The organism is Pseudomonas sp. 5.2, from assembly GCF_059025405.1.
In genome coordinates this window covers 693,076-712,156 of sequence record NZ_JBYBHH010000001.1, presented here as the reverse complement: position 1 = coordinate 712,156, position 19,081 = coordinate 693,076, and the positions used below count along the sequence as shown (strand labels likewise).

37 protein-coding genes are annotated in these 19,081 nt (G+C 59.1%); 16 read left to right on the top strand and 21 right to left on the bottom strand.

The window, feature by feature from the left end:
- Positions 1-24: 24 nt before the first annotated feature.
- Complete coding sequence (locus tag AC5PZ0_RS03360; RefSeq protein ID WP_493854329.1) at positions 25-633, bottom strand: putative metallopeptidase; 609 nt, start codon at positions 631-633, stop codon at positions 25-27.
- Between the two features lie 415 nt (positions 634-1,048).
- Between AC5PZ0_RS03360 and AC5PZ0_RS03355 the strand changes: the two genes are divergently transcribed.
- On the top strand, positions 1,049-1,264 hold the full coding sequence (locus AC5PZ0_RS03355) for a hypothetical protein (protein ID WP_493854328.1): 216 nt from the start codon (positions 1,049-1,051) through the stop codon (positions 1,262-1,264).
- Between the two features lie 58 nt (positions 1,265-1,322).
- Here AC5PZ0_RS03355 and AC5PZ0_RS03350 read toward each other — a convergent pair whose 3' ends face one another.
- From AC5PZ0_RS03350 to AC5PZ0_RS03260, 19 genes are all read right to left on the bottom strand, one after another.
- Entirely contained in the window at positions 1,323-1,778 is a 456-nt protein-coding gene (locus AC5PZ0_RS03350; protein ID WP_493854327.1) for a lysozyme inhibitor LprI family protein, read from the bottom strand.
- Between the two features lie 86 nt (positions 1,779-1,864).
- Positions 1,865-2,182 carry a hypothetical protein gene (locus AC5PZ0_RS03345; RefSeq protein WP_493854326.1) on the bottom strand — a complete coding sequence of 106 codons (318 nt, stop codon included), beginning with the start codon at positions 2,180-2,182 and terminating at the stop codon, positions 1,865-1,867.
- Positions 2,182-2,553: a chemotaxis protein gene (locus AC5PZ0_RS03340; protein WP_493854325.1), complete on the bottom strand. Its 372-nt coding sequence runs from the start codon at positions 2,551-2,553 to the stop codon at positions 2,182-2,184. The genes AC5PZ0_RS03345 and AC5PZ0_RS03340 overlap by 1 nt, the downstream gene beginning before the upstream one ends.
- 98 nt (positions 2,554-2,651) lie before the next feature.
- A complete protein-coding gene (locus tag AC5PZ0_RS03335) occupies positions 2,652-3,821 on the bottom strand; it encodes a lysozyme family protein (RefSeq protein WP_493854324.1) in 1,170 nt (389 codons plus the stop codon).
- A gap of 109 nt (positions 3,822-3,930) precedes the next feature.
- Positions 3,931-4,098, bottom strand: a complete 168-nt coding sequence (locus AC5PZ0_RS03330) for a Com family DNA-binding transcriptional regulator (protein ID WP_493854323.1) — start codon at positions 4,096-4,098, stop codon at positions 3,931-3,933.
- Positions 4,099-4,703: 605 nt separating this feature from the next.
- Positions 4,704-5,402 carry a hypothetical protein gene (locus tag AC5PZ0_RS03325; RefSeq protein ID WP_493854322.1) on the bottom strand — a complete coding sequence of 233 codons (699 nt, stop codon included), beginning with the start codon at positions 5,400-5,402 and terminating at the stop codon, positions 4,704-4,706.
- Positions 5,399-5,545, bottom strand: a complete 147-nt coding sequence (locus tag AC5PZ0_RS03320) for a hypothetical protein (RefSeq protein WP_162998265.1) — start codon at positions 5,543-5,545, stop codon at positions 5,399-5,401. Before AC5PZ0_RS03320 ends, AC5PZ0_RS03325 begins: the two co-directional genes overlap by 4 nt.
- Entirely contained in the window at positions 5,542-6,144 is a 603-nt protein-coding gene (locus AC5PZ0_RS03315) for a recombination protein NinG (RefSeq protein ID WP_493854321.1), read from the bottom strand. The genes AC5PZ0_RS03320 and AC5PZ0_RS03315 overlap by 4 nt, the downstream gene beginning before the upstream one ends.
- Positions 6,135-6,425: a hypothetical protein gene (locus AC5PZ0_RS03310; RefSeq protein ID WP_493854320.1), complete on the bottom strand. Its 291-nt coding sequence runs from the start codon at positions 6,423-6,425 to the stop codon at positions 6,135-6,137. Before AC5PZ0_RS03310 ends, AC5PZ0_RS03315 begins: the two co-directional genes overlap by 10 nt.
- Entirely contained in the window at positions 6,425-6,823 is a 399-nt protein-coding gene (locus AC5PZ0_RS03305) for a recombination protein NinB (protein WP_060537476.1), read from the bottom strand. Before AC5PZ0_RS03305 ends, AC5PZ0_RS03310 begins: the two co-directional genes overlap by 1 nt.
- Positions 6,820-7,122, bottom strand: a complete 303-nt coding sequence (locus AC5PZ0_RS03300; protein ID WP_493854319.1) for a phiTE_015 family protein — start codon at positions 7,120-7,122, stop codon at positions 6,820-6,822. The genes AC5PZ0_RS03305 and AC5PZ0_RS03300 overlap by 4 nt, the downstream gene beginning before the upstream one ends.
- Positions 7,122-7,304, bottom strand: a complete 183-nt coding sequence (locus AC5PZ0_RS03295) for a hypothetical protein (protein ID WP_493854318.1) — start codon at positions 7,302-7,304, stop codon at positions 7,122-7,124. Before AC5PZ0_RS03295 ends, AC5PZ0_RS03300 begins: the two co-directional genes overlap by 1 nt.
- Before the next feature lie 26 nt (positions 7,305-7,330).
- A complete protein-coding gene (locus AC5PZ0_RS03290) occupies positions 7,331-8,056 on the bottom strand; it encodes a replication protein P (protein WP_493854317.1) in 726 nt (241 codons plus the stop codon).
- Positions 8,053-8,829 carry an LvrA C-terminal domain-related protein gene (locus tag AC5PZ0_RS03285; RefSeq protein ID WP_493854316.1) on the bottom strand — a complete coding sequence of 259 codons (777 nt, stop codon included), beginning with the start codon at positions 8,827-8,829 and terminating at the stop codon, positions 8,053-8,055. Before AC5PZ0_RS03285 ends, AC5PZ0_RS03290 begins: the two co-directional genes overlap by 4 nt.
- Positions 8,826-9,179 carry an HNH endonuclease gene (locus AC5PZ0_RS03280; RefSeq protein ID WP_493854315.1) on the bottom strand — a complete coding sequence of 118 codons (354 nt, stop codon included), beginning with the start codon at positions 9,177-9,179 and terminating at the stop codon, positions 8,826-8,828. The genes AC5PZ0_RS03285 and AC5PZ0_RS03280 overlap by 4 nt, the downstream gene beginning before the upstream one ends.
- A gap of 199 nt (positions 9,180-9,378) precedes the next feature.
- Complete coding sequence (locus AC5PZ0_RS03275) at positions 9,379-10,098, bottom strand: hypothetical protein (protein ID WP_493854314.1); 720 nt, start codon at positions 10,096-10,098, stop codon at positions 9,379-9,381.
- Between the two features lie 87 nt (positions 10,099-10,185).
- Positions 10,186-10,365, bottom strand: coding sequence for a hypothetical protein (locus AC5PZ0_RS03270; RefSeq protein ID WP_252824918.1), 180 nt, complete (start codon positions 10,363-10,365; stop codon positions 10,186-10,188).
- Positions 10,366-10,383: 18 nt separating this feature from the next.
- A complete protein-coding gene (locus AC5PZ0_RS03265; protein WP_027919780.1) occupies positions 10,384-10,572 on the bottom strand; it encodes a hypothetical protein in 189 nt (62 codons plus the stop codon).
- Between the two features lie 32 nt (positions 10,573-10,604).
- A complete protein-coding gene (locus AC5PZ0_RS03260; protein ID WP_252824919.1) occupies positions 10,605-10,841 on the bottom strand; it encodes a hypothetical protein in 237 nt (78 codons plus the stop codon).
- Positions 10,842-10,954: 113 nt separating this feature from the next.
- On the opposite strand from AC5PZ0_RS03260, the gene AC5PZ0_RS03255 reads away from it, so the two are divergent.
- From AC5PZ0_RS03255 to AC5PZ0_RS03245, 3 genes are all read left to right on the top strand, one after another.
- Positions 10,955-11,812, top strand: a complete 858-nt coding sequence (locus tag AC5PZ0_RS03255; RefSeq protein ID WP_493854313.1) for a S24 family peptidase — start codon at positions 10,955-10,957, stop codon at positions 11,810-11,812.
- Between the two features lie 40 nt (positions 11,813-11,852).
- Positions 11,853-12,158 carry a hypothetical protein gene (locus AC5PZ0_RS03250; RefSeq protein ID WP_493854312.1) on the top strand — a complete coding sequence of 102 codons (306 nt, stop codon included), beginning with the start codon at positions 11,853-11,855 and terminating at the stop codon, positions 12,156-12,158.
- An 88-nt stretch (positions 12,159-12,246) separates the two neighbouring features.
- A complete protein-coding gene (locus AC5PZ0_RS03245) occupies positions 12,247-12,474 on the top strand; it encodes a hypothetical protein (RefSeq protein WP_493854311.1) in 228 nt (75 codons plus the stop codon).
- 48 nt (positions 12,475-12,522) lie between these two features.
- On the opposite strand, the gene AC5PZ0_RS03240 is transcribed toward AC5PZ0_RS03245, so the two are convergent.
- Positions 12,523-12,849: a DUF1654 domain-containing protein gene (locus AC5PZ0_RS03240; RefSeq protein ID WP_493854310.1), complete on the bottom strand. Its 327-nt coding sequence runs from the start codon at positions 12,847-12,849 to the stop codon at positions 12,523-12,525.
- A gap of 473 nt (positions 12,850-13,322) precedes the next feature.
- Between AC5PZ0_RS03240 and AC5PZ0_RS03235 the strand changes: the two genes are divergently transcribed.
- The 12 genes from AC5PZ0_RS03235 (at position 13,323) to AC5PZ0_RS03180 (ending at position 18,970) form a co-directional block, all read left to right on the top strand.
- Positions 13,323-13,589, top strand: coding sequence for a hypothetical protein (locus AC5PZ0_RS03235; RefSeq protein WP_493854309.1), 267 nt, complete (start codon positions 13,323-13,325; stop codon positions 13,587-13,589).
- A 433-nt stretch (positions 13,590-14,022) separates the two neighbouring features.
- Positions 14,023-14,319, top strand: coding sequence for a hypothetical protein (locus AC5PZ0_RS03230; protein ID WP_493854308.1), 297 nt, complete (start codon positions 14,023-14,025; stop codon positions 14,317-14,319).
- Positions 14,316-14,567: a hypothetical protein gene (locus tag AC5PZ0_RS03225; protein WP_493854307.1), complete on the top strand. Its 252-nt coding sequence runs from the start codon at positions 14,316-14,318 to the stop codon at positions 14,565-14,567. The genes AC5PZ0_RS03230 and AC5PZ0_RS03225 overlap by 4 nt, the downstream gene beginning before the upstream one ends.
- Positions 14,564-14,785 (top strand): DUF551 domain-containing protein, encoded by a 222-nt coding sequence (locus AC5PZ0_RS03220; RefSeq protein ID WP_493854306.1) that lies wholly within the window; start codon positions 14,564-14,566, stop codon positions 14,783-14,785. The genes AC5PZ0_RS03225 and AC5PZ0_RS03220 overlap by 4 nt, the downstream gene beginning before the upstream one ends.
- A gap of 20 nt (positions 14,786-14,805) precedes the next feature.
- A complete protein-coding gene (locus tag AC5PZ0_RS03215; protein WP_493854305.1) occupies positions 14,806-15,060 on the top strand; it encodes a hypothetical protein in 255 nt (84 codons plus the stop codon).
- Complete coding sequence (locus tag AC5PZ0_RS03210) at positions 15,057-15,287, top strand: hypothetical protein (RefSeq protein WP_493854304.1); 231 nt, start codon at positions 15,057-15,059, stop codon at positions 15,285-15,287. The genes AC5PZ0_RS03215 and AC5PZ0_RS03210 overlap by 4 nt, the downstream gene beginning before the upstream one ends.
- Positions 15,284-15,499, top strand: a complete 216-nt coding sequence (locus AC5PZ0_RS03205) for a hypothetical protein (RefSeq protein ID WP_493854303.1) — start codon at positions 15,284-15,286, stop codon at positions 15,497-15,499. The genes AC5PZ0_RS03210 and AC5PZ0_RS03205 overlap by 4 nt, the downstream gene beginning before the upstream one ends.
- 156 nt (positions 15,500-15,655) lie before the next feature.
- Entirely contained in the window at positions 15,656-16,753 is a 1,098-nt protein-coding gene (locus tag AC5PZ0_RS03200; RefSeq protein ID WP_493854302.1) for a hypothetical protein, read from the top strand.
- A 7-nt stretch (positions 16,754-16,760) separates the two neighbouring features.
- On the top strand, positions 16,761-16,907 hold the full coding sequence (locus tag AC5PZ0_RS03195) for a hypothetical protein (protein ID WP_493854301.1): 147 nt from the start codon (positions 16,761-16,763) through the stop codon (positions 16,905-16,907).
- A gap of 10 nt (positions 16,908-16,917) precedes the next feature.
- Positions 16,918-17,784, top strand: coding sequence for an ATP-binding protein (locus AC5PZ0_RS03190; RefSeq protein ID WP_493854300.1), 867 nt, complete (start codon positions 16,918-16,920; stop codon positions 17,782-17,784).
- Positions 17,781-18,452 (top strand): 3'-5' exonuclease, encoded by a 672-nt coding sequence (locus tag AC5PZ0_RS03185; protein ID WP_493854299.1) that lies wholly within the window; start codon positions 17,781-17,783, stop codon positions 18,450-18,452. The genes AC5PZ0_RS03190 and AC5PZ0_RS03185 overlap by 4 nt, the downstream gene beginning before the upstream one ends.
- 5 nt (positions 18,453-18,457) lie before the next feature.
- The gene (locus AC5PZ0_RS03180) at positions 18,458-18,970 is read left to right on the top strand and encodes a hypothetical protein (protein ID WP_493854298.1); all 513 of its coding nucleotides are present in this window, start codon (positions 18,458-18,460) and stop codon (positions 18,968-18,970) included.
- Positions 18,971-19,081: the final 111 nt, after the last annotated feature.

Sequence of the window (19,081 nt, the reverse complement as noted above, 5' to 3'; positions counted from 1 at the left end):
ATTCCGTCTCATGCCTGTCTCACATCAGGCCGACTTGAGCAGACAGGTTCCGCAGGCCCTCGAAATGTTGATCTTGGCCACCTCAGGCGGCCGGCTTGCAGCGTCGATCAGCTGCTGTACGTCATGGCTCGGGCCATACCGGCGAACCACCCCGACGAACTCTTCGACGTCGTGCCCCCGCATCTCAAGCTTGGGCATGCCGTCATCACCGAATGCCGGGGCACCGTACTTATCGAGCTTGTGGCCGATGTGATACAGCTCGTGCTCGACCAGGGCGCAGAACTCGGCTTCGGTGCACTGGGCGCAGTAGTCGCCGGCCAGGGTGATCAGGAACTCTGGCTCCTCTCCGAACCAGTCCCGCATCTGCTGCTCTTGACGCGCCTTCTGCCACCCTCCAGCCCGGATCATCAGCTGCTCGGCCTGGCCAAGGACGTGGCGCCCCTTCTTGGTGAAGGATGACGATGCCCATAGAACGCCGATGTTCGCATCGATGAGGTGTGCATGCTCGGGGTTATGGATGCTGCCGGTATCAGCCAGGATCTCGCTCTGTATCCACTCCCAGACTTCAGGCGCTGGCAGCAGAGCAAGCCAGACCGACTCAAGCAGGTCTTCCGGTGGATTTGGCCGCCCCATAGATCACCGCCGAGAAAAGCATAAAAAAGAGAGGAATTCGAAAGTTGACGAAAATCCGTCGCAAACTGAGGCTTGTTCAAAAAAAAATCAGGAACACTAGGGGCTCAAACCAAAACGGAGATACGCAATGAGTGCCCTAGCCATTACCACCCTCGGACTATTCGCGACTTACTTGGCGACTAAACGGATCCGGTCCACCACTACCCTGGTGATACTCGGGTTGGGGACCTTAGCCCTGTTCGAAATCTGGAAGCTCTAGAGAGGAGTGCCGGCGGGGTGCGCTTGACCGCACTCTGCCCGGTAGGCTCGTTCGATCGCCTCCCAGTCGGGTTGCTTGGTCATGGAAAACCTACTACTTGAAATGGTGGCGGTTTGCCGGTATTGGTAGGGATCAACTCAACGCAAGGATGGATACATGGCCATAGCTATTGACAAACTCACTGAACTGGGAGGTCACCGCTACAGCGCACTACCTGACGAGCAGAAACGCGCTCTAGCAGTTGCAGCTGCACTTGAAGTAATCGTCTCGAGCGTTTCGCATTCCGCTGACGCTAACCATCTCAGCTACGCGATGACCAACCTGTCGGCGTACGCGGATGAAATTCAAAAGGCGCTTGGCGCCAAGAAATGAAGATAGTGCCGCACTCACATGCGGCACACCTACCCTACGGCACAGAAGCCGGCACGGCTCACCACTCGTCCAAGGCGTGCAGTCGCTGAATTTGATGCTTGTACTCGCATACCAGTTGGTAGGTAGTGCTAGCGGTTCCTGTTGTTTGCGCGGCAACTACACCACAGTCCTTCTTGACGTACTGCTCCCACGCATCTTGCGCCTTCGGCAACATGGCCGGTACATCTTTCGGAAGCCAATCCTTGTTTGCGTTATCCTGAGCAATAGCAAGCTTCTCCCGGTATTTCTGTGTCACCGCATCTTTAGCCGTTTGCAGCATCAAATAAGCGCAACGTTCCGAGCCCCATTTTTTGACCGTTTCCGAACCGTTCAGACACCGCTGCCAATCGGACTCCAGCTTCGCCGCGAACTGGCGCACCACCGCATCCAATGCATCCTCCCGACCAACATCAGCATGGGTAGCACCCATTACCAGCAGAGATCCAACACAGACTGCTTTGAACAAACGCTTCACAGGCCTCGCTCCTTGAGTTGACTTTTCGCGGGCTGCATGATGGCGAAAAAAAAAGCCTAGCGCTACTCCATCAAGGGTTCATCCTCTTAAGGCGCGGCCCGATTCAGGGCCTCATCAGCCTTGTCGGCAGCCTGGGTGGCGGTGGTAGCCGCCTTCGACGCATGGGCCGCGGCGCTCTCGGCCTTCCGGGTCAGCTCGTCCAAACGCTTATCGCGCTCGGCCATAGCGGTGTCATAGGCTTCGCGGATCTGGGCCACTTGGCCGGCCTGGGTGATGGCCATGACCCAGTAGGCTGACTGCCAGCCCAGCACAACGCCGCCGACAACCAGCAGAGCAGCGATGATCCAGACCTCTGCCTGGTGCCACCAGCGGCGAGCAATGAACTCCAATGCGCATCTGTCCATTACGACGTACCTCCAAGCTTGGTGCGCAGGCGGGCGATCTCATCACTCTGCAGCGTCACCCGCTCTGTCAGGCTGACCACCTGACTGGTCAAGGCCTCGATTTTCCCCTCCATTCGGCCAACAGTGGCCGCGAGGTCGTTCCGCTCTTTAGCGAACTGGTCGGCGCGGGCCTCAGCTTCTTTCCGTGCCTCGCGCTCGATATCTAGTAGTTCATTCAGACGCCGGACGACGCCGATGTCAGCCGTATCCATCGCCCTGTCGGTCGCATCCCTGGACAGCCACTTCCGTAGCCATAGAAAGCCGCCCAGCAATACCGTGCCCGTTCCGCCCAGCCAGGTGGCTGTGCCTGGGCCGAGGTCGGTCGGGTCCATTAAAAGTCTCCAATCTGCTTCATCTTGGGTACGTTACGCAGTCTCGATAAAAAAGTGCCCGCAGATCTGCGCGGGCACTAATATCTCAATTACTTAAGCTAGAACTCACCTGAACCTGCCGCGCTAAGGAAGAGGTCTCTCACCTTGTTGTTACGCGCCTCGTCAATACCTGCGCGATGAGACTCAGCCGCAGCCTCTGCCCAGTCGCGACGTCGGACCGCAGCTTGAAGTCGAACGAACTGCCGGAAATGACCGATCCCCACATTGTAAATAATATCTTGCAAGGCAATTCGAGCAGCGGATGGATAGCTACCAAAATCTTCAAACACACCAAGCAACTGAGGGTAGCTCTCAACGATCAAAGAGTTCAACTTGTCATTGATTGCGTCATCCGGCATATAAAGTGAAGTGAAGTCCTCGTACCAATCCGCCACATAACCGGTTGCTAGGCCATGAATAGTCCGCCATTCTTGTCGCTTCTGCAAATCAGTGGCTGGATTGTCATCAAAATCCAGAAGCGATAGTGCCGCAGCAGCATTCTCATTAGCTAGCTTGAACCCCACACCAGTAGTGACATAACCTTCGGAATCTAAATAAAAAAAGTCCTTTTCTTTTTCATATTCCCGCAGGATTTCCTGAATAGACGCAAGTTCGCGAGTAGTGAATCCGCTGGATTTATTTTGAAGCGGGAAGCCCACTTTAGCGGTTGCAGTGATTGCACTCGTGGAAGCGGTGATACGAATTTGCACAGAGTGCAGGTCTGTACGTTGGAAGGTGGCTTTGTAGGGGGCTCCGACTTTGGTTGGCATGCTGATGGAAAAACCACCACCTACATAGACGCCGCGTTCACCAGTGGCATGCCAGTTACCCTCTTCATCAACTTCCTCAAGTTGGTAATTTTTAGTGAAAAGAACCTCTCCCCGAAACATAACAATCGCAGTAACGCGAGCATTTTTATGCGGCACAATTGGTTTCTGGGGTACCTGCGGATCAGGGTTAGGCTTAGGGAGGGCATAATCGGTAAATTCGGTGACCATGAAAGATGTTGAAATATTGTAATCAACCTGAATGGTTGAAGAGACAACGTTCTTTCCAAAAGCAAACTGTCCAGAGGCCTCACTCGGGTAGTCATCACTATTGAAAGCGTTGAACGTAAGCATCTGACTGCCAACGCCACTTTCAACTTCCGCACCACCGCCTGAAGCAGAGAACTCTGCCCCGCAAATATTTTCATCTGAACTTTTGATTGGCTTAGTTTTAACAATCATAAAAACTTCCTTGGTCGAGTTATTTGAAGCGATCAGGTCGCTCTCTGCCGCCATAGGGCGACAAGCTCGAAGCTCAAGGCTTTCTGGATCTTCCGAAACTACTGCTCATCTAAGCGCGAGAGTCCTTCGCGTCTTTAGTATCCAGCATGTGATCTTGGCTCGCGGCCTGGACTTGATTGAGAGTCCCGCATCGGGAGCACTTGATCTGGAGCTGGGTAACTCCCGCCGCACGGGCGAGAAGTCGGTTGCATTTTCCGCAACGAATGTCTCTAAGCATCTGCAAAGCCTTATGTTTTTCTGCTAGGCTCCGCCCCGCTCGCGCGAGCAGTGAGGGCCTTGGCTGGCTTGCAGGTACAGTCTGCGATCTGGCGTCTCCGTTGGGTGTTCCCGCACCCTCTGGAGTCGCCCTCTCTTTATTACGCGACAGAAACGCAAAAGCCCCGATCAATGACGGGGCTTTTTTGTTTGTGCCTGAAATGGAAACCCAGCACGACGGCTGGGCCAGGTTTGGGTTTTAGTCGGTAGCGCGAGAAAGGTCCGCTCGCTTTTCTTGCATGGTGAGTTCGCCAAGCTTGCGCGGGTTACCACACATCCAGCAGGAGCAGACTTTCCCGTGATTGGCGAACAGGCCGGCGTTGCGAGCATCAGTAGCCCAGCATTCCTGGGCTCGTTGCTTGAGGTGAAAGCGGGCCTTGATTCGGCGTGTATCGTGTCGGCGTTGTGCTCTGGACATTTGATTCTCCTAAGCCAAAGCCGACAAAGCCCCGGCAGATTTCTCTGGCGGGGCTTTTGTTGTCACTCCTCAACACGCGCAGGAATGACAGGATGGGGTAAATTTACGACACAACGACATGGTATTGCAAGCCCTATTGAGGGCCTCTTTCACGCAGCCTCGCCGGACAGCACCCCGACCGCCTCCAACATATGCTGCGCCTCAACCAGCGCCTCGTTGACCATGGCCTCCAAAGAACCCTTGATGGCTCTGTTCCAACGCTGATAAGTGCGTGCGGTCAGGCCCTGGGAATCCCAGTCGGTCATGTCGTAGTTCGATTCGGCGAGCACGATCATTTCGCCAGATCGCTGCTCAGCTACAGCCCTGGCGTGAGTATTGGCCCGCTCCACCGCCTGCTGGGCCGCACGGTTGCGCCACTCCAGCTTGCAGCCCCCCTTGCAGCCGCAGTCCTCAGCGCATTCCAGTGGCTTGACCGGCTTGGCTTGGGTCGCAACACGCTGCACACCCTTCTTCTGCTCCGGCACAGCCCAGACCAACACGGCCTGCTGGGTGAACCGCTTGGGCGCCGGGGTGGGCACCACAGCCACCAGGCGGCCGATGGAATCGATCTTGCGCCCACGGTGGGTGCTGTACTTGGCCACCAGTGCGTTCCAGTGTCGCGGGCTGAGCTGGGCGTGCAGCAGCTTGTGCACGATGGAGTCAGCCAGAAGGGCGGCATCCTTTCCTGAGATCTCGCCCTTGAGCTTGCTGGTCTGCACCCGCGGTTCCACGTTGCATCCGCCTGCGCTGTTGATCGTCTCGGCCGCCAAGGCGCGAACCACTGCCGATACCACGTTCTGATAGTTCACTGCCCACCCCCTGCCCGCTTGGCCTTTCTCAAAATGAATTCTTCGTAGCTGCGCTTGCGGCGCACTGCGCCCGCCCAGGACAACGCCACACCACCCACCACCATGAGGGTGGCCAAAATCAGGAATCCCCATGCCGGTGTCATGCTGCGGCCCTCCTCAGGTCTTTAAGCTTCTGCCTGTACAGGGCCTTGATGGCCTGCAGGTCTTCGATGGTCAGGCGCTGGGGCTTATGAGGCCCTTCGAGCCATTCAACCTGATCAGCGCCGATGCGCTTCACCAGGCGAATGCGGTACTCGACCGCGTTACCCGACAGGTTCCGGTTGCACTTCACGCACTGGCGGTGGACGTTCAGTGGCTCGAAGCGCAACTCAGGGCAGGCGCCCACCGACCGGTAGTGGCCGGCGTCCCAGCGACTGCCGGTGATGAGGTCGTGGTCGCTCGGTTTCGAGTCGCAGCTGATGCACGGCAGGCCGGCGTCGCGTTCGCGGATGTAGGCGTTGAACGCGGTCTGCGCCTCGGCCATGTGCTCGCGGCGAGTCTTAAGCTTCTCCCGGCGCTCCTGCAGGTCCTCGCGGGCCTGCCTGGCAATCGCCTTGGCTGCGATCTTCTGAAGCTTCGGATCCTTCGCCATGGCTCGGGCGCAGGCCATGCTGCAAACCGACTGTGTGGACATGACCGGTTTAAAGCGCTGGCCGCAGCCGGGCGCCTTGCACTTCTTCGGCTTGATCTCAGCTACGCGCATGGCTCGGCCTCCTTGGCTTTCTGCTGCTCAGGGGTGAAGTCACCGCGCAGGGGCATGATCCACTTCTCCCAAACAATGCAGTTCGACTCGCCCTGCATCTCGGAAACCACCCACACGGGATCGCCCCCTTCCTGCTCATACACTCCAGGGTCCATTGGGTCGCGCCGATCCACAGCGCCGACTAGGTGCCGCGACACCAGCTCTACACACAGGCCGATGGCGGGCGGGTACGTGTGATTGATCACCAGTGCCAAGTCGCCCGGCTTGAATTGATGGCTCATCAGTACTGCCCTCCCCACCGATCTGGCTCAGTCCAGCGCACGCCGTGCTCAGCGCCGAAGGCGTGCATCACCTCGAACAGGTCGCTGAACCACTTCTGCGACTGCTTGCGGGTCGAGACGCCCAGGACGACGAAGCCACCGTCGATGCCCGGCACCGCGTCCTGCTTCTGCACCGCCGCGCTGAAAATGTGCTTCCAGTCCTCGTCGGTGAGCTTGCGGCCGTACCACTCCACCTGCTGGGAGACGTCGCGGAGCATGGCCCACATCTTCCTGTTGCAGACGTCTGGGCGCTTCTCGTCCTTGATGACCACCACCTTGGGCTTGGTCAGGTCGATGGCGTGCAGGGCCCCATACAGGCGGTTGAGGTCTTGGCTGCTGCGAATGGCGAACTCAGTCATGGCATCACCTCATATTTCAGCCCGGCCGCCTCGATAGCATCGGCAGCTTGTTTGAGCTCAATGAGAGGAAGTCCGCCAGGGGCTCGACCACCCGACCTATCAAACATGCACAGCCCTTGCGGCAGCTCCACCACCACAGCCTCGCGGGAGTCCTGCCACATCTGCCAAGCAAGTTCAGTTGGAGTGTTGATGTAAACCTGTCTGGTCCTGTTGAATGCCGTGTAAGACAAGACGCCATTTTTTTCGCAGTAGGCCGTGTATGCCGCTTCGAACTGCTCGCGCATCTTGCTGGTGTCCATCAGTGCTTCCCCTCGATCTTGTTCATCAGCCAGACTGTAGGGATGGCGGCCAGTAGGATCGAAGGCCCCGCCATGAGGGCCAGCTTCGCGGGCCACGAAAGATCAAGCTCCACGGCGAACTTGATCCACAGGGTGAAGGCCGCAGATGCCGCGATAATCACGGTCGAAGCCAGGAAGATCATTGCCACTGCCTTGAGGTAATTCCGCATCACACCCCCTCCCCGGCCGGATGCCCGGCGCGCTTGATGTTCAACTTGGCCAGCAGGCGTGCACGGCACGCAGCGGCGCTCGACGGGATCTGCTGGAGGTCCAGCAGACGGGCCTGGCGCTGGTTGGCGTACTCGTCGGCCTGCTCGATCAGGCTCTTCTGGCTGTCGTGGCCGATGCCGGTGGCGATCTTTCCGCCCAGTGGCTGGCCTTCCTTCGCCCGGCGCAGCACGATCTCGTAGGCACGGTCGAAGCGCGCCTGCAGACCCTTGTCGTTCTGCTGGGCAGAGCGCAGGTCGAACAGGCCGGTGGCCACGGCGGCGATCTTCACTCCCTCGTGGCTGTAGACGCCCATCAGCGCCTCAACCCAGGCAGCAGCCGGAGCCGGCATACCGAAATCCTCAGGCGTCGGCTGGCACATGGCGATGAACTCGCCCACGCTCGGCGCGAAGGGTTTCTTGAGCTTGCGGCACTTCTCGATGCCGAACTCGATCTGCTCGACCGTGCGGATGCCCTCGGCGGCGAACTCCTTGATCCACTCCTCCTTGGCAGCGGCCAGGGCCTCGGTGGATGGCCAGGCTTGGCGCCAGGCCGGGAAGATGCCGCGCAGGCGGCGGAACAGGCCGTTGACCACCTCGGCAGTCTCCAGGGAGACCACCACCGGCCCACCATGAAGCTCTGGCGGACGGTTCTGCATGGCAGCCATCAATTGGTTTGCTGATTTCATGTGCGCACCATCAGCCCTTCGGCCCAGGATGAGTCGTTGAAGTCGGGTTCGTTGCTTTGGCGACGGGTTGCGGGCTGGCTAGAACCTGCTGGCTGAGGCAGTTCGTCTTCCCAGCGCTTGCCGTTCAGCCAGGTGGATGCGTGCGGGATGTACTGGCCGCCGTCTTTGGTCCAGTCGGTCGACACGGTCCAGGCAGCCAACGCCTTGGACATCAGGTCGAATAGGTCTGCGGTGACCTTGATCTTCGCCCAGGCCTTCTTTGCGTCGGCCTTGCTCACCTTGCGCGGGTAGAGCTTCCAGAAGCGCTCGAAGTCCACCAGCTCAGGAGCGTCAGCGACATCGGGTTTACTCCTTGATTGAGTAGAAGAATCCTTTATTGAGTAGTTGTCGGTTTCCCCACCATTCGGAGAACCCACACTTCGGTTAACCGAATATTCGGAAACCTGTAGGTTCGGTTCGTAGTGGACGATCACGCGGCGGCCAAGCACTTTGCCGGTGCCCTCCTCGCGCACAACCTCATGGCTGACCAGGCCGATTTCCTTCAGGTAGGCCATGGCCTTCGAGTAGCGATCACGGCCAATCGAGAACCGGTCTTGCAGGTACGAGCCGATCACCTTCCAGTCGCTGGAACGGGTCTGCAGATAGATCCAGATGGCCAGGGCGTCGGGGTTAGCGATCATGGCCACCACGTCGTTGCTGACCGAGCTGTACGGCGCCTGCTTGGCGTAAAAAAGCGTTGGTGTGGCCTTCTCCACGTTCACAGGCTTGCTCATGGCATCACCTCGAAGTGGAATTTGTGCTCGTTGTCGAAGCCCAGGACTGGAAAGGCGCCCGCATCTCGCAGATAGAGCAGCTGGGAATGTCCGAAAACGGCCACCCCTGTGACGTTCTTCGCTGTCAGGTACATGCGGTAGTGGTCGAGCGTCTTCGTGCCCTTGGAGGCGTTGCAGGAATGGCAGGAGGGCATCAGGTTGTCGATGTGGTTCGAGCCGCCGAGCGACTTCGGATAAACGTGGTCGACAGCAAAGTCTTCCTCGCACAGGTTATCGCCGCAGTACGCGCAGTGACCGCGGGTCTTTGCGTAGACCTTGACGCGCTTGAATGGAGAGATCGATTTGCTCATGGGCGGCGCTCCAGCGAGTGCTCTGACTCATACCCCGCAGCCGAGAAGCGCCTGTCCATGAACCATTCGCCCGTGTAGCTATACCACCAGCCACCGGACATCCAAGATGGTTCGGACTCGTACCAAACCCAGTAACCATCGCTGCCATCTGCTGCAAGCCACTCCGCCCACTCTGGGGCGTGCCTCCAATCAGGTTTGCTCATGCTGCACCCCGCACAGCCTTGTCGTGGGTGTGCAGGCCGTCCAAGTTCAGGTATCTGGCTCGCAGGGCTCTGGCTACTTGGGGGTCATCTTGCAGGTCTGCATAGGCACAAGCGTGCTCATGCTTGCGTGCTCGCCAGGCTTCATGGGCCTCGAACGGGCAGTCAAACAGGCCTATGTGCTCATTACGCTTTGTGAACGGGTTACGACACTGCGCATCAATCCGCCCCTGCTTGTGTCGCGAGGCGCCGATTGGCAGGCCTCCGCTCTTGGAATGGCCCTCGGTCAGGAAGTTGTTCAGCTCTGGAGTGATGAACACGCACGTTTCCGCTGAATAGACTTTGTTACCGGGGATCAGAAGATCCTTGTCCAGATGCTTTCCGGTGTAGTCCTGGCTGAACATCCAATCGCGGAAGGAAGAAAGCGAAAGCCACCGAGGTGATACGGAGCAGCCCTGATAGCTGGGGTAGCGCTTCTGGAATTTTTCGCTGTAGCAGCGATAGAGCATGTCTGCCCAGGCGGAATAGGCCGGGCATTTCCAGGTGATTCTTGTCTTCCCGTTCACGCGGACAGCAGAAGCAATCGGGGTTTCGGAATCGTTTAGGCCGACTCCGCAGACAAGCCGAGGCCTGTTCTTTTCCCGCGCCACAGAATGGTGGCTCGCATTTTGTGGCGCGGCCCGGTTGAGGGCCTGTACACTTTGGGTCTGCATATGCATAATTCCCTTCAGAGTTTTGTTTTGCAGATAGCCGGGCCTTCACCCCCGGCTTTTTTGTGCCCGTAATTCGGGCTTATCAGGGCCTGCTCAGGCCTTTCGATGAAACGGGGTCACGACACCTCGCGGATTGCGAGGCTTTGTTCGGTTGGCCAGTTCTCGACGGATCAGCTCAGCTGCCAGCGCCTCAGGGCTTACACCCCTTCTCTTCGCCTCTTTCTCCAGCTGCTCCATCTGCCCCTGGTCCAATCCGACTTCTTCAATCGGCATGGGGCCTCCTACGGGCCTTCAGGCCACGTGCTGATCGCCGGTATTCTCCGAAGCCAGGGCAGCCAGCTGAGCTTCCAAAAGCTCGCGGCAGAGAACAGCGCGCTGCGTGCGGTGGAACTTTGCGAGCGCCTGGATCAGTTCAAAGGTGTCCTCATCGACCCGGACCTTGATCTCGCGGTCATGCAGGTGCTTGGGGTTGGCGTACATGCTTTGGTGGCTCCTTGCGGCTATGGAATTGGTTACGCAGCGCCCTTCAGCGCTTTGCGTGCAAACGGAATGAGGTCTGGGCGCAGTCCGGCGATGGTGATTTCGCCGTTGGATGCGTCTTGCAGGCGTTCAGCAAGATCGACAGAAGCCTTCCGATGACCACCTGCGAGCTGCCAGAGATGGCCGACAGTGGTCTTCGCTGCGACTGCTACATCCCGCCGGCGATCGTTGGTGGCGGTGGCCAACCATTCACGGAGGTGATCATTCATGTGGGTTCTCCTTACACATACTGCGAAATTTAGCTTATGGCTAATGTTTGGGCAAGGAGAATTTAGCTTTGCGCACATTTAGCATCGAGCTAAACGCTGGCATTCTTCGCGGCATGGATATCTACGAAATTCGCAAGCACAACCTGGTCAGGCTGATTGGCAGCCAGAGGAAAGGGTCCTGCGCCGAGCGCTGGGGGATGGCTCCTGCGCACCTGAGTCAGATCCTTTCGGACAAGACGGCAAAGAACCTAGGCGATGATGTAGCCCGGAGAATTGAGGGCATCGAGGGCCTGCCTCGCGGCTGGTTCGATTCGATAACACTGGATGACGCTATTCCGAACTCGAACCTCAATGGATTCGAGCCGGCGGCCGATCCAGTTATGTCTGCTGCCGATCTCGTTAAACAGATGCTCGCCAAAAGCGGGAGAGGTATTTCTGAAGAAACCCGCCAAAGGCTCCTGGCTGCCGCCGAAGAACCCGAAGATGCCGAAACCGCGCGCCATAATGCGGTTGTGACGGGCGATTTCACCCGGCCTGGCCTAGTGGGTGACGAGGTCTGGATTGCGCACTACGACGTGCGCGGGGCCATGGGCGATGGGGAAACCACTCACGATTTCCCTGAGATGCTGCAGGACGTGAGGGTGAGCCCCACTCACCTGCGCGAGCTGGGTATCGAGTTCAAGGAGCACTTCCACCTGAAGTTGGTCACCGGTCGGGGTCAGTCGATGGCCCCCACGATCAAGAACCGCGACCCCCTGATCGTCGATGTCAGCATCCGCGATTTCGTAGGCGATGGGATCTACTACTTCTCCTGGGGCGGCCATGAATACATCAAGCGACTGCAGATCGCGGACGAAGAGCACTTCGAGATGATCTCTGACAACCCGAAGCACAAGGATCGCATGATCCGCCGGGAGGAGACCTACATTCAGGCCCGGGTGCTGCTGGTGTGGAATGCCCATCTGGTTTGACCTTGCCCAAGATACCTGACACTGGAGTCATGATCACATCATGAGTAGCAATGAAGCACAGCCGATGGTTTCTGCCGACCAGGTAAAATTTACAGTCAGCGAACTTTCCGAGTTTTTGGCGGCTGCGAGAAGGTCACCTCAGTGTCCCTTATGCCCCCATAATGGCAATTGGTATTTTCACACAGTTGCTGGAACCAACCAGATCGCTATTCATAGCGTTCCCCGCGATGGCTCGCCTGAAGCCTTCAACCCAGTAGCTCTGATGGAGTGCCCTGGCTGCGGATTTATGCCCATGCTTAGCCTGGTGGCAGTGCGCGATTACTTCAGGAAGAAAGCTGATGAGTAAGCTCCGCCTAGTAGACGGAAAGCAATCCGGCGGCTGGACGGACCGAGGCCGCGGGGATCATACTGGGGGCAACGGAGGAGGATCTGACTTGGAAGCTCGTGTTGCCCGACTCGAAACCCATGTCGAATACATCCGGCGCGATCTGGATGTGATGAGTGCAGACCTCAAAGAGGTGCACACCGACTTGACTTCAATAAAGCGCCGCATGGCCTACCTCGGCGGCGCTGGATTTGTTGTGGCTGCGATTTTTGCATGGATCATCAACAACCGATTCGATGAGGTTGTGAAAATGCTGACAAAGGTCGCGGTGCAGTAACGAGAATTCTCTAAAAAAGCCCGCCTTGGCGGGCTTTTTTTGTGCCCTTCAGAAAGGAGCCCCCTCCTCTTCCCTCTCCTGCTCCCAATCCCGCTCCACGACCAGATCATCGCGGTCCTCGGCACTCTGCAGTTCCCACCTCACTGTCACGCTATCGTCGTCATTGAAGGTCAGGTCAAGTTCGGGCGTCTCAGAAAGCAGCCCCATCACCTCTTCCCACTCCAGGTCGCCATCCGTGTCGAGTCGATGGATCGTCACCCAGCGCTGTGTCTGCGCCAGGGGGTGATTAATCATCGACGATACGCGGAGCCCTAGCCGCTCAACTCCGGTCATTTCCTGGCGCGGCTTGGGGGTGGACTTCTTCTGCTTGGACATTTTCCCTCCTTGACTGCTGTATATTCGTACAGTGCTTTAGGAAAGAATATCTCACTGCTAAATCCAGCGTAAAGCCCTAGACGGAAAATTTTCGCTCCGAGGTAATTTGTCGCCCAGCGAAAATAATTTAGCCCTGAGCTATTGACGTAATTTTAGCGTAAGGCTAAATTTCACCTCAAGCAGTCACCGAACAGGGACTGCGGAGGCCCTCAAGCCTCACCGCTCTTTAAAAACCAGCGCAACAACCAACAGACCGCATTGCCTCTACCGGCGACCGGCGCCAGACAGCCCCGAAAGGCTGCCCACGACAGGGATCACCCTGTACGGCTGACGAAGGTGAAACGCCTTAACCGAGAGAACGACCCGGGCATGCAATGCGCCCCGCCACCCCGGCGGTAATGAGGGAACGATTTCACTGGCTGGCCTTGGCGACAGGGCCAGACGGGAAATCAACCGCCCTGGAGGGCAACCAAATGCGACCAGTTATGACCATGAAGGCGCTGCACGATGATCGTGGGCGCCGCACAGGGATCGAGGATGCAGCCGAAGGCAAGTTCCATGGCTGGGGCGTTGAGTACGAAGAGTTCGAAGCCGGCCCGGGCAACCATACCGTTGCCATCGTTGAAATGCCCGACGGCACCGTACAAACGTTGGTGCCTTGGCTGATCCGATTTCTGGATAGCGAGGACGCAAAGTCCCACGCGCTGTGCCTGGCCTTGGAAAGCCCCATTGTTGGCTGACACCATCCCTTGACTGCCAGGAACAGACTGGCCCGATGCGCTGCTCCCCATCGCAGGCTGCATCGGTGATCCACATTGAACGCGAGTTGATCGCCGCGAATTGTGAGCCTGGGTAGCGTCTCGCCCTTTGGTGAGGCGTCCGGTCACCCGGTTTGCCCCGGAATGTGGATCACCGATGCAGCTTTCATCGATTTAAAGCTCATCACCGTGAGTCTTATGCAAGTTAAGGATCACCGCAGTCAACATTAATCGACGTACAAGCAGGCGAATCCGGGGCCTACCCGGCCAGACCAGATGCATGTGAGGTAGCGCTCACCGCCTGCACCCTTCCCTATGAATCGACCGCATTGGCGGGTGCCAGGCTGGCTTTTCACGCCCAGTTTGGTCACTGCGCCTGGCATCCGACCAATGCGGTCCTACTGAGGTCCACACAATGGAATACATGGCAGCTCAAATGGATCGCCAAATTGAAGGCGCCCAGCAACGATACGACGACGCCCTCAAGGAAGGTGAGCAGCCTGCTTTCCCTGTAGCCGCGAACGAATATGGCGGTCACGGAACCTGCTTCGGCATGAGCATCCGCGATTACTTCGCGGCCAAGGCGTTGCAGGGGCTCATATCAACCGCCGGCGCTCCGTGCCTGCTGGGCATGGGCGGAAGCGAGAACGAAACCGCAAGCACGGCTTACAGGCTGGCCGACGCCATGCTCGCCGCCCGGGTTAAGCCATGAGCGGAATGAACGTTTCCGGCCAGATCATGATTCAGGAGCCGTCAGGCAGCGGGTTTTCGGCTCAGGTCTACCCAACACGCCTTGATGCTGCCATTCAGCTGCTGCGCGTGATGATTCGCCGCGCCGCTGACGAGAAGCAGGCCATGGCCCAAATCGAAAATGCCGTAGCCGAGCTGATCAGCGAGGAGCGACATGATTTGGATATGGAAATGGCAACCGAACGCCGGCGCCGTGGAGAAGAGCCATGAGCGACTGGATCAAGTGCTCTGAACGCATGCCTGAGCTGCCCAAGGGCGGCGGCAAGGCCTGGGTAATCGCCTACACGCCAGCACGAAAAGCGCAGAGCGCCTTCAACGGCGCCCGCTTCCTCTACTGGAACGGAGTTGACTGGCGCTACGGGGATGGCTCGCGCTTCGAGCACCGCGTGACGCACTGGCAGCCACACCTCACCCCACCCACCGAGTAACCCACCATCTGGAGGCGACCATGGCTCGCGAGCATGAGCTTTACGCAGATACAGCCCAGGCGCGCGAGGTCGACCGCCAGATGGCTTTGTTTGGCGATACGCACTGGGCGGACCACCTTACCTCGAAACAGGCCAGGGCGAACAACGAAGCCTGGAACACGATGATCCGCGAGCGCGACGAGCGCCAGCGTGCAACCAGCCGCCGGGTCATTGCCTCGGCACTCGACAAGATGGAATCCATGTGCGGCACAGGTGCCGCCCGGAGGACTGCATGAATCAGCAGCAGCTTGACCACCAGACGGCCACCACCTGGATCGCCACGGAGATGAAGATCTTCGCCGCGAACGTGGGACAGCCCAATGCCAGCGCCGCGGTTCGCTCCGTCATCGATCTGGCAACCCTGCTTCGCGTGATCTCGCTCGACGAGAAACGAGAGTTTAGCGCCGAGGTGAACCGCATCCACCAGGTGCACACCTCCAGACTGCAGGGGAATGCCGCATGACGACGCCAATCGTTAAGACACTCACCGATGAGCAGGTCGCCGAGGTGGCCCAGGCCTTACCAGACGGCCGCATGCTCATGGTTTTCAAGGGCCTGACCATGGCGGACGCCATGAATCAGGCGCGCATGGCTCACATCGAGAACCCCGAAGCTTGGTCGGGCCGCGCCTACCTCTGCGGCATCTGCACCTTGGCCTACGAGGTCCGGGCGTGACCAGCTACCGGCGGGCCCGCCGATTCGCCACCTGGCGCGGCAGCTTCATCGCCCTCACCTTCTGCACCGGCTGGCTCCTCCTGAGCGCTCTGGCCGGCACCATCACCCAATAACCCTTGATCAGCGCCCACCGCACGGATGGCGCGGGAGATTCGCATGTCCGCACAAACTGAGCTGGCTGCAGTGCCGCCGAAAGAAACAGCCCTGCAGGTTTTCCAAGCGCCAAACGGCCTGGAGCCGTACCTGCAGAAGATCCGCGACGAGATCGACGCCTTCGTGCCGGACGTTTCCACCCGCAAGGGTCGCGAGGCTATCGCCTCGATCGCGTACAAGGTGGCCCGGTCCAAGACCGCGCTGGATACCGTCGGCAAGGATCTGGTGGCCGATCTCAAGGAGATCCCAAAGAAGATCGACGCCGAGCGAAAGCGGATGCGCGACATCCTGGATGCCTGGCAGGAAGAGGTCCGCCGGCCACTGAACGATTGGCAAGCCGCCGAGGACGCCCGGGTTGACAGGCACCAAGCGCGCATCCAGCAGCTGCGGGAACTGGTGGACGTTGAAACGCTGTTTGCCGAGGGAATTCGTTTCAAGATCAAAAATGCCGAAGCAGTCGTTATTGACGAAGGCTTCGAAGAGTTCGAAGCAGAGGCGCATCAGGTCAAGGCCAAAACGCTGGAGTCACTGCGCGCATCCCTGACCAAACAGGAAAAGCACGAGGCTGAGCAGGCAGAACTGGAGCGCCTGCGCGCCGAAACTGCCGCCCGCGAACAGAAGGAGCGCGAGGAGCGAATCGCACGTGAAGCAGCTGAACGTGCCCGGCTGGAGGCTGAGCGGAAGGCTCAGGCTGAACGCCAAGCTGCAGAGCGACGCGAGCAGGAAGACAAGGCCGCTGCCGAGCGCCGAGAACTGGAACTGAAACTGCAGGCCGAACAGGCCGAGCGCGCCCGAGTCCAGGCCGAAGCAGACCGCATTGCAGCTGAGCAGCGGATGGAGCAGGAGCGCCAGGCAGCAGCATTGCAGGCTGAGTGCGATATTGAGCTTGCCCGCGAGGACGAGCGCCGCCGGGCAGATGCAGCGGCCGCCGAGATCCTCCGCCAGCAAGAAGCCCGCGAGGCCGACAAAGCGCACCGGGCGAGCATCAACCGCGCCGCCCTGGAAGCCTTCATGGCCGAGGGCATGCCTGAAGCATGCGCCAAGCAAGCGATCACCCTGATCGCTCAGCGCAAGATCCCGAACATCGCCATTTCTTACTGAGGTGCCCATGAACACCACACCCCGCTTGGCCGCCCAGCTCGACTGGATGATGGTCGGATCGTTCTCGCCTGAGCGGTACCAGGGCGACGAGCGCAAAGAGTACGAAGAAGAGGCTGCTCGAATTGAGCGGCAATGGGACAACCAACCGAACTGAGGGCACCCCCATGTTCAAGAAAGCCGAACGTAAGCAGGCAAGGCTACGGCTAGCACTTACCGGCCCATCTGGATCAGGCAAGACCTATTCCGCCCTTCTGCTTGCCATGGGTCTGGGCGGCCCCATCGCGGTCATCGACACCGAGCACGAAAGCGCCTCGCTGTACGCCGATCTCACCGACTTCGACGTGATGGGGCTTAGCGCTCCGTATTCACCAGAGCGGTACATCGACGCCATCAAGGCTGCAGAGGCCGGCGGCTACTCAACGCTGATCATCGACAGCTACTCCCACGAGTGGGTCGGGTCCGGCGGCTGCCTGGAGATCAACGACACGATCGCCAAGCAGCGCTACAAGGGCAACACGTGGTCGGCCTGGAACGAGACGACGCCGCGCCACCGCAAGCTGGTCGACACCATCCTCACTAGCCCGCTGCATATCATCTGCACCATGCGCAGCAAGACCGAGACGGTCCAGGGCGAAGGCAAGAAGATCCTCAAGCTCGGCATGAAGTCCGAGCAGCGTGATGGATCAGATTACGAATTCACGGTGGTGCTCGACCTGGTGCACGACGGCAACGTAGCCGTAGCCACCAAGGACCGCACCAGGCTCTTTGAACAGCCCGAGGTAGTAAGCTCGGACACCGGCAGGCGGCTTCTAGCCTGGCTGGACGACGGCAAATCGCAGGCAGACCTGCAGGCCGCAGCACTCGAAGAGGCCCTTTCGAAGATCCCGCTCACGGAGACGATGCAAGAACTGCAGAGCGTGTTCTCGGCAGCCTACCGCGTCCTTGAACAGTCGCCTTACCTCCTTGCGCAATTGAATGCCGCCAAAGACCGGCGCAAGTATGAACTCACCCCTCAGGAGCAATCGGCATGAACGCCTGCATCTTCGACAGCGAAACCACTGGCCTGAATGACCCTCAACTGGTCGAGGCCGCGTACCTTCAACTGGCAGCCATTCCAGGGCTGCCGGTGGCCGCTGAGTTCCTCCAGCGCTACAAGCCGGGCAAGCCAATCGAACTTGGTGCTTTGGCCACCAGCCACATCCTTGACGAGGAAGTGGCGGATTGCCCGGATCACACCGAGTTTCAGCTGCCATCTGAGATCGAGTACCTGGTCGGCCACAACGTCGACTACGACTGGGGTGTCATTGGCCGGCCAGAGATCAAGCGCATCTGCACTGCGGCACTGAGCCGCCGCCTTTGGCCTGACGCCGACAGCCACTCGCAATCGGCGATGATCTATCTGCACTACCGGGACCAGGCGCCGGGCCTTCTCCGCAACGCGCACGCCGCGCTCGACGACGTGAAGAACTGCCGGTTGCTGCTGATCAAGATCCTCGACGCCCTGGCCGCCGAACTGGGACGCCCGGTGGCCGACTGGGAAGAACTCTGGACCATCTCCGAAGACGCACGCATCCCTACCGTGATCGGCTTCGGTAAGCATCGGGGAGCCAAGTTCAGCGACCTCCCGGCCGATTACCGGCGCTGGCTGCTCAACCAACCTGACCTTGACCCGTTCGTTCGGAAAGCCCTTATGAGGTAGCTCGCATGAACCCATCAATCGACCTAGAGGCCGCACAAGCGGCCTTCTTTGCCTCTGGTGGCCAGCTTGTCGTGCTGGATGGCTACACCTACCGACCACTGCCCGAGCGCAAGCACCCAGACCCCAAGCAGAAGCCGGCCAAGCCTTCTACGCGCAAGGCCGAAAGACAGCAGGTAACCAAAGCCAGGACCCGCGCCGTAAAGATCGCCGAGTTGGCCAAGACCATGAGCTGCGGTGAGGTTGCGGAGCTCCTTGGGGAAACCAAAGGCGCGCTGTGGGGCGTGGCTGCGCGGGAGGGCTTCAAGTTCTTCTCCCCGCCCAGGGCGGCCCGGCCAACGACGTCTGCGGCTGATCAGGAAAAGGAAGATCGAGCGCTCGCCGATCAGATTATCGCTCTCCGTGACGCCGGTGATTCTCGGACCCGGGTAACCGCGAAGCTGGGGATCGGGAATCGCAAGCTCGAGCGAATCCTGGTGGCATTCAAGATCAACTTCCCGCTTCAGCGGCACCGGGGGTAGCCATGCCAAGAGTCAAGCCGGAGAAGATCCACCCACCGCCCTACTACCACGGGCGTACCACTCGGGCTGCTGGCCGGTGCCGAGCCTACCAGCCTCACCCAGAAATGTCGG

What these genes read in the sequence shown, in the direction of transcription:
- AC5PZ0_RS03230 (WP_493854308.1), top strand. Translation starts at nt 14,023, where the DNA reads ATGGAATACATGGCAGCTCAAATGGATCGCCAAATTGAAGGCGCCCAG.
- AC5PZ0_RS03285 (WP_493854316.1), bottom strand. Translation starts at nt 8,829, where the DNA reads ATGAGCAAGCCTGTGAACGTGGAGAAGGCCACACCAACGCTTTTTTAC.
- AC5PZ0_RS03290 (WP_493854317.1), bottom strand. Translation starts at nt 8,056, where the DNA reads ATGAAATCAGCAAACCAATTGATGGCTGCCATGCAGAACCGTCCGCCA.
- AC5PZ0_RS03270 (WP_252824918.1), bottom strand. Translation starts at nt 10,365, where the DNA reads ATGCCGATTGAAGAAGTCGGATTGGACCAGGGGCAGATGGAGCAGCTG.
- AC5PZ0_RS03185 (WP_493854299.1), top strand. Translation starts at nt 17,781, where the DNA reads ATGAACGCCTGCATCTTCGACAGCGAAACCACTGGCCTGAATGACCCT.
- AC5PZ0_RS03225 (WP_493854307.1), top strand. Translation starts at nt 14,316, where the DNA reads ATGAGCGGAATGAACGTTTCCGGCCAGATCATGATTCAGGAGCCGTCA.
- AC5PZ0_RS03210 (WP_493854304.1), top strand. Translation starts at nt 15,057, where the DNA reads ATGAATCAGCAGCAGCTTGACCACCAGACGGCCACCACCTGGATCGCC.
- AC5PZ0_RS03220 (WP_493854306.1), top strand. Translation starts at nt 14,564, where the DNA reads ATGAGCGACTGGATCAAGTGCTCTGAACGCATGCCTGAGCTGCCCAAG.
- AC5PZ0_RS03205 (WP_493854303.1), top strand. Translation starts at nt 15,284, where the DNA reads ATGACGACGCCAATCGTTAAGACACTCACCGATGAGCAGGTCGCCGAG.
- AC5PZ0_RS03345 (WP_493854326.1), bottom strand. Translation starts at nt 2,182, where the DNA reads ATGGACAGATGCGCATTGGAGTTCATTGCTCGCCGCTGGTGGCACCAG.
- AC5PZ0_RS03265 (WP_027919780.1), bottom strand. Translation starts at nt 10,572, where the DNA reads ATGTACGCCAACCCCAAGCACCTGCATGACCGCGAGATCAAGGTCCGG.
- AC5PZ0_RS03360 (WP_493854329.1), bottom strand. Translation starts at nt 633, where the DNA reads ATGGGGCGGCCAAATCCACCGGAAGACCTGCTTGAGTCGGTCTGGCTT.
- AC5PZ0_RS03190 (WP_493854300.1), top strand. Translation starts at nt 16,918, where the DNA reads ATGTTCAAGAAAGCCGAACGTAAGCAGGCAAGGCTACGGCTAGCACTT.
- AC5PZ0_RS03255 (WP_493854313.1), top strand. Translation starts at nt 10,955, where the DNA reads ATGGATATCTACGAAATTCGCAAGCACAACCTGGTCAGGCTGATTGGC.
- AC5PZ0_RS03340 (WP_493854325.1), bottom strand. Translation starts at nt 2,553, where the DNA reads ATGGACCCGACCGACCTCGGCCCAGGCACAGCCACCTGGCTGGGCGGA.
- AC5PZ0_RS03355 (WP_493854328.1), top strand. Translation starts at nt 1,049, where the DNA reads ATGGCCATAGCTATTGACAAACTCACTGAACTGGGAGGTCACCGCTAC.
- AC5PZ0_RS03195 (WP_493854301.1), top strand. Translation starts at nt 16,761, where the DNA reads ATGAACACCACACCCCGCTTGGCCGCCCAGCTCGACTGGATGATGGTC.
- AC5PZ0_RS03275 (WP_493854314.1), bottom strand. Translation starts at nt 10,098, where the DNA reads ATGCATATGCAGACCCAAAGTGTACAGGCCCTCAACCGGGCCGCGCCA.
- AC5PZ0_RS03320 (WP_162998265.1), bottom strand. Translation starts at nt 5,545, where the DNA reads ATGACACCGGCATGGGGATTCCTGATTTTGGCCACCCTCATGGTGGTG.
- AC5PZ0_RS03335 (WP_493854324.1), bottom strand. Translation starts at nt 3,821, where the DNA reads ATGATTGTTAAAACTAAGCCAATCAAAAGTTCAGATGAAAATATTTGC.
- AC5PZ0_RS03305 (WP_060537476.1), bottom strand. Translation starts at nt 6,823, where the DNA reads ATGACTGAGTTCGCCATTCGCAGCAGCCAAGACCTCAACCGCCTGTAT.
- AC5PZ0_RS03280 (WP_493854315.1), bottom strand. Translation starts at nt 9,179, where the DNA reads ATGAGCAAATCGATCTCTCCATTCAAGCGCGTCAAGGTCTACGCAAAG.
- AC5PZ0_RS03215 (WP_493854305.1), top strand. Translation starts at nt 14,806, where the DNA reads ATGGCTCGCGAGCATGAGCTTTACGCAGATACAGCCCAGGCGCGCGAG.
- AC5PZ0_RS03295 (WP_493854318.1), bottom strand. Translation starts at nt 7,304, where the DNA reads ATGATCTTCCTGGCTTCGACCGTGATTATCGCGGCATCTGCGGCCTTC.
- AC5PZ0_RS03310 (WP_493854320.1), bottom strand. Translation starts at nt 6,425, where the DNA reads ATGAGCCATCAATTCAAGCCGGGCGACTTGGCACTGGTGATCAATCAC.
- AC5PZ0_RS03315 (WP_493854321.1), bottom strand. Translation starts at nt 6,144, where the DNA reads ATGCGCGTAGCTGAGATCAAGCCGAAGAAGTGCAAGGCGCCCGGCTGC.
- AC5PZ0_RS03260 (WP_252824919.1), bottom strand. Translation starts at nt 10,841, where the DNA reads ATGAATGATCACCTCCGTGAATGGTTGGCCACCGCCACCAACGATCGC.
- AC5PZ0_RS03250 (WP_493854312.1), top strand. Translation starts at nt 11,853, where the DNA reads ATGAGTAGCAATGAAGCACAGCCGATGGTTTCTGCCGACCAGGTAAAA.
- AC5PZ0_RS03200 (WP_493854302.1), top strand. Translation starts at nt 15,656, where the DNA reads ATGTCCGCACAAACTGAGCTGGCTGCAGTGCCGCCGAAAGAAACAGCC.
- AC5PZ0_RS03235 (WP_493854309.1), top strand. Translation starts at nt 13,323, where the DNA reads ATGCGACCAGTTATGACCATGAAGGCGCTGCACGATGATCGTGGGCGC.
- AC5PZ0_RS03330 (WP_493854323.1), bottom strand. Translation starts at nt 4,098, where the DNA reads ATGCTTAGAGACATTCGTTGCGGAAAATGCAACCGACTTCTCGCCCGT.
- AC5PZ0_RS03240 (WP_493854310.1), bottom strand. Translation starts at nt 12,849, where the DNA reads ATGTCCAAGCAGAAGAAGTCCACCCCCAAGCCGCGCCAGGAAATGACC.
- AC5PZ0_RS03300 (WP_493854319.1), bottom strand. Translation starts at nt 7,122, where the DNA reads ATGGACACCAGCAAGATGCGCGAGCAGTTCGAAGCGGCATACACGGCC.
- AC5PZ0_RS03180 (WP_493854298.1), top strand. Translation starts at nt 18,458, where the DNA reads ATGAACCCATCAATCGACCTAGAGGCCGCACAAGCGGCCTTCTTTGCC.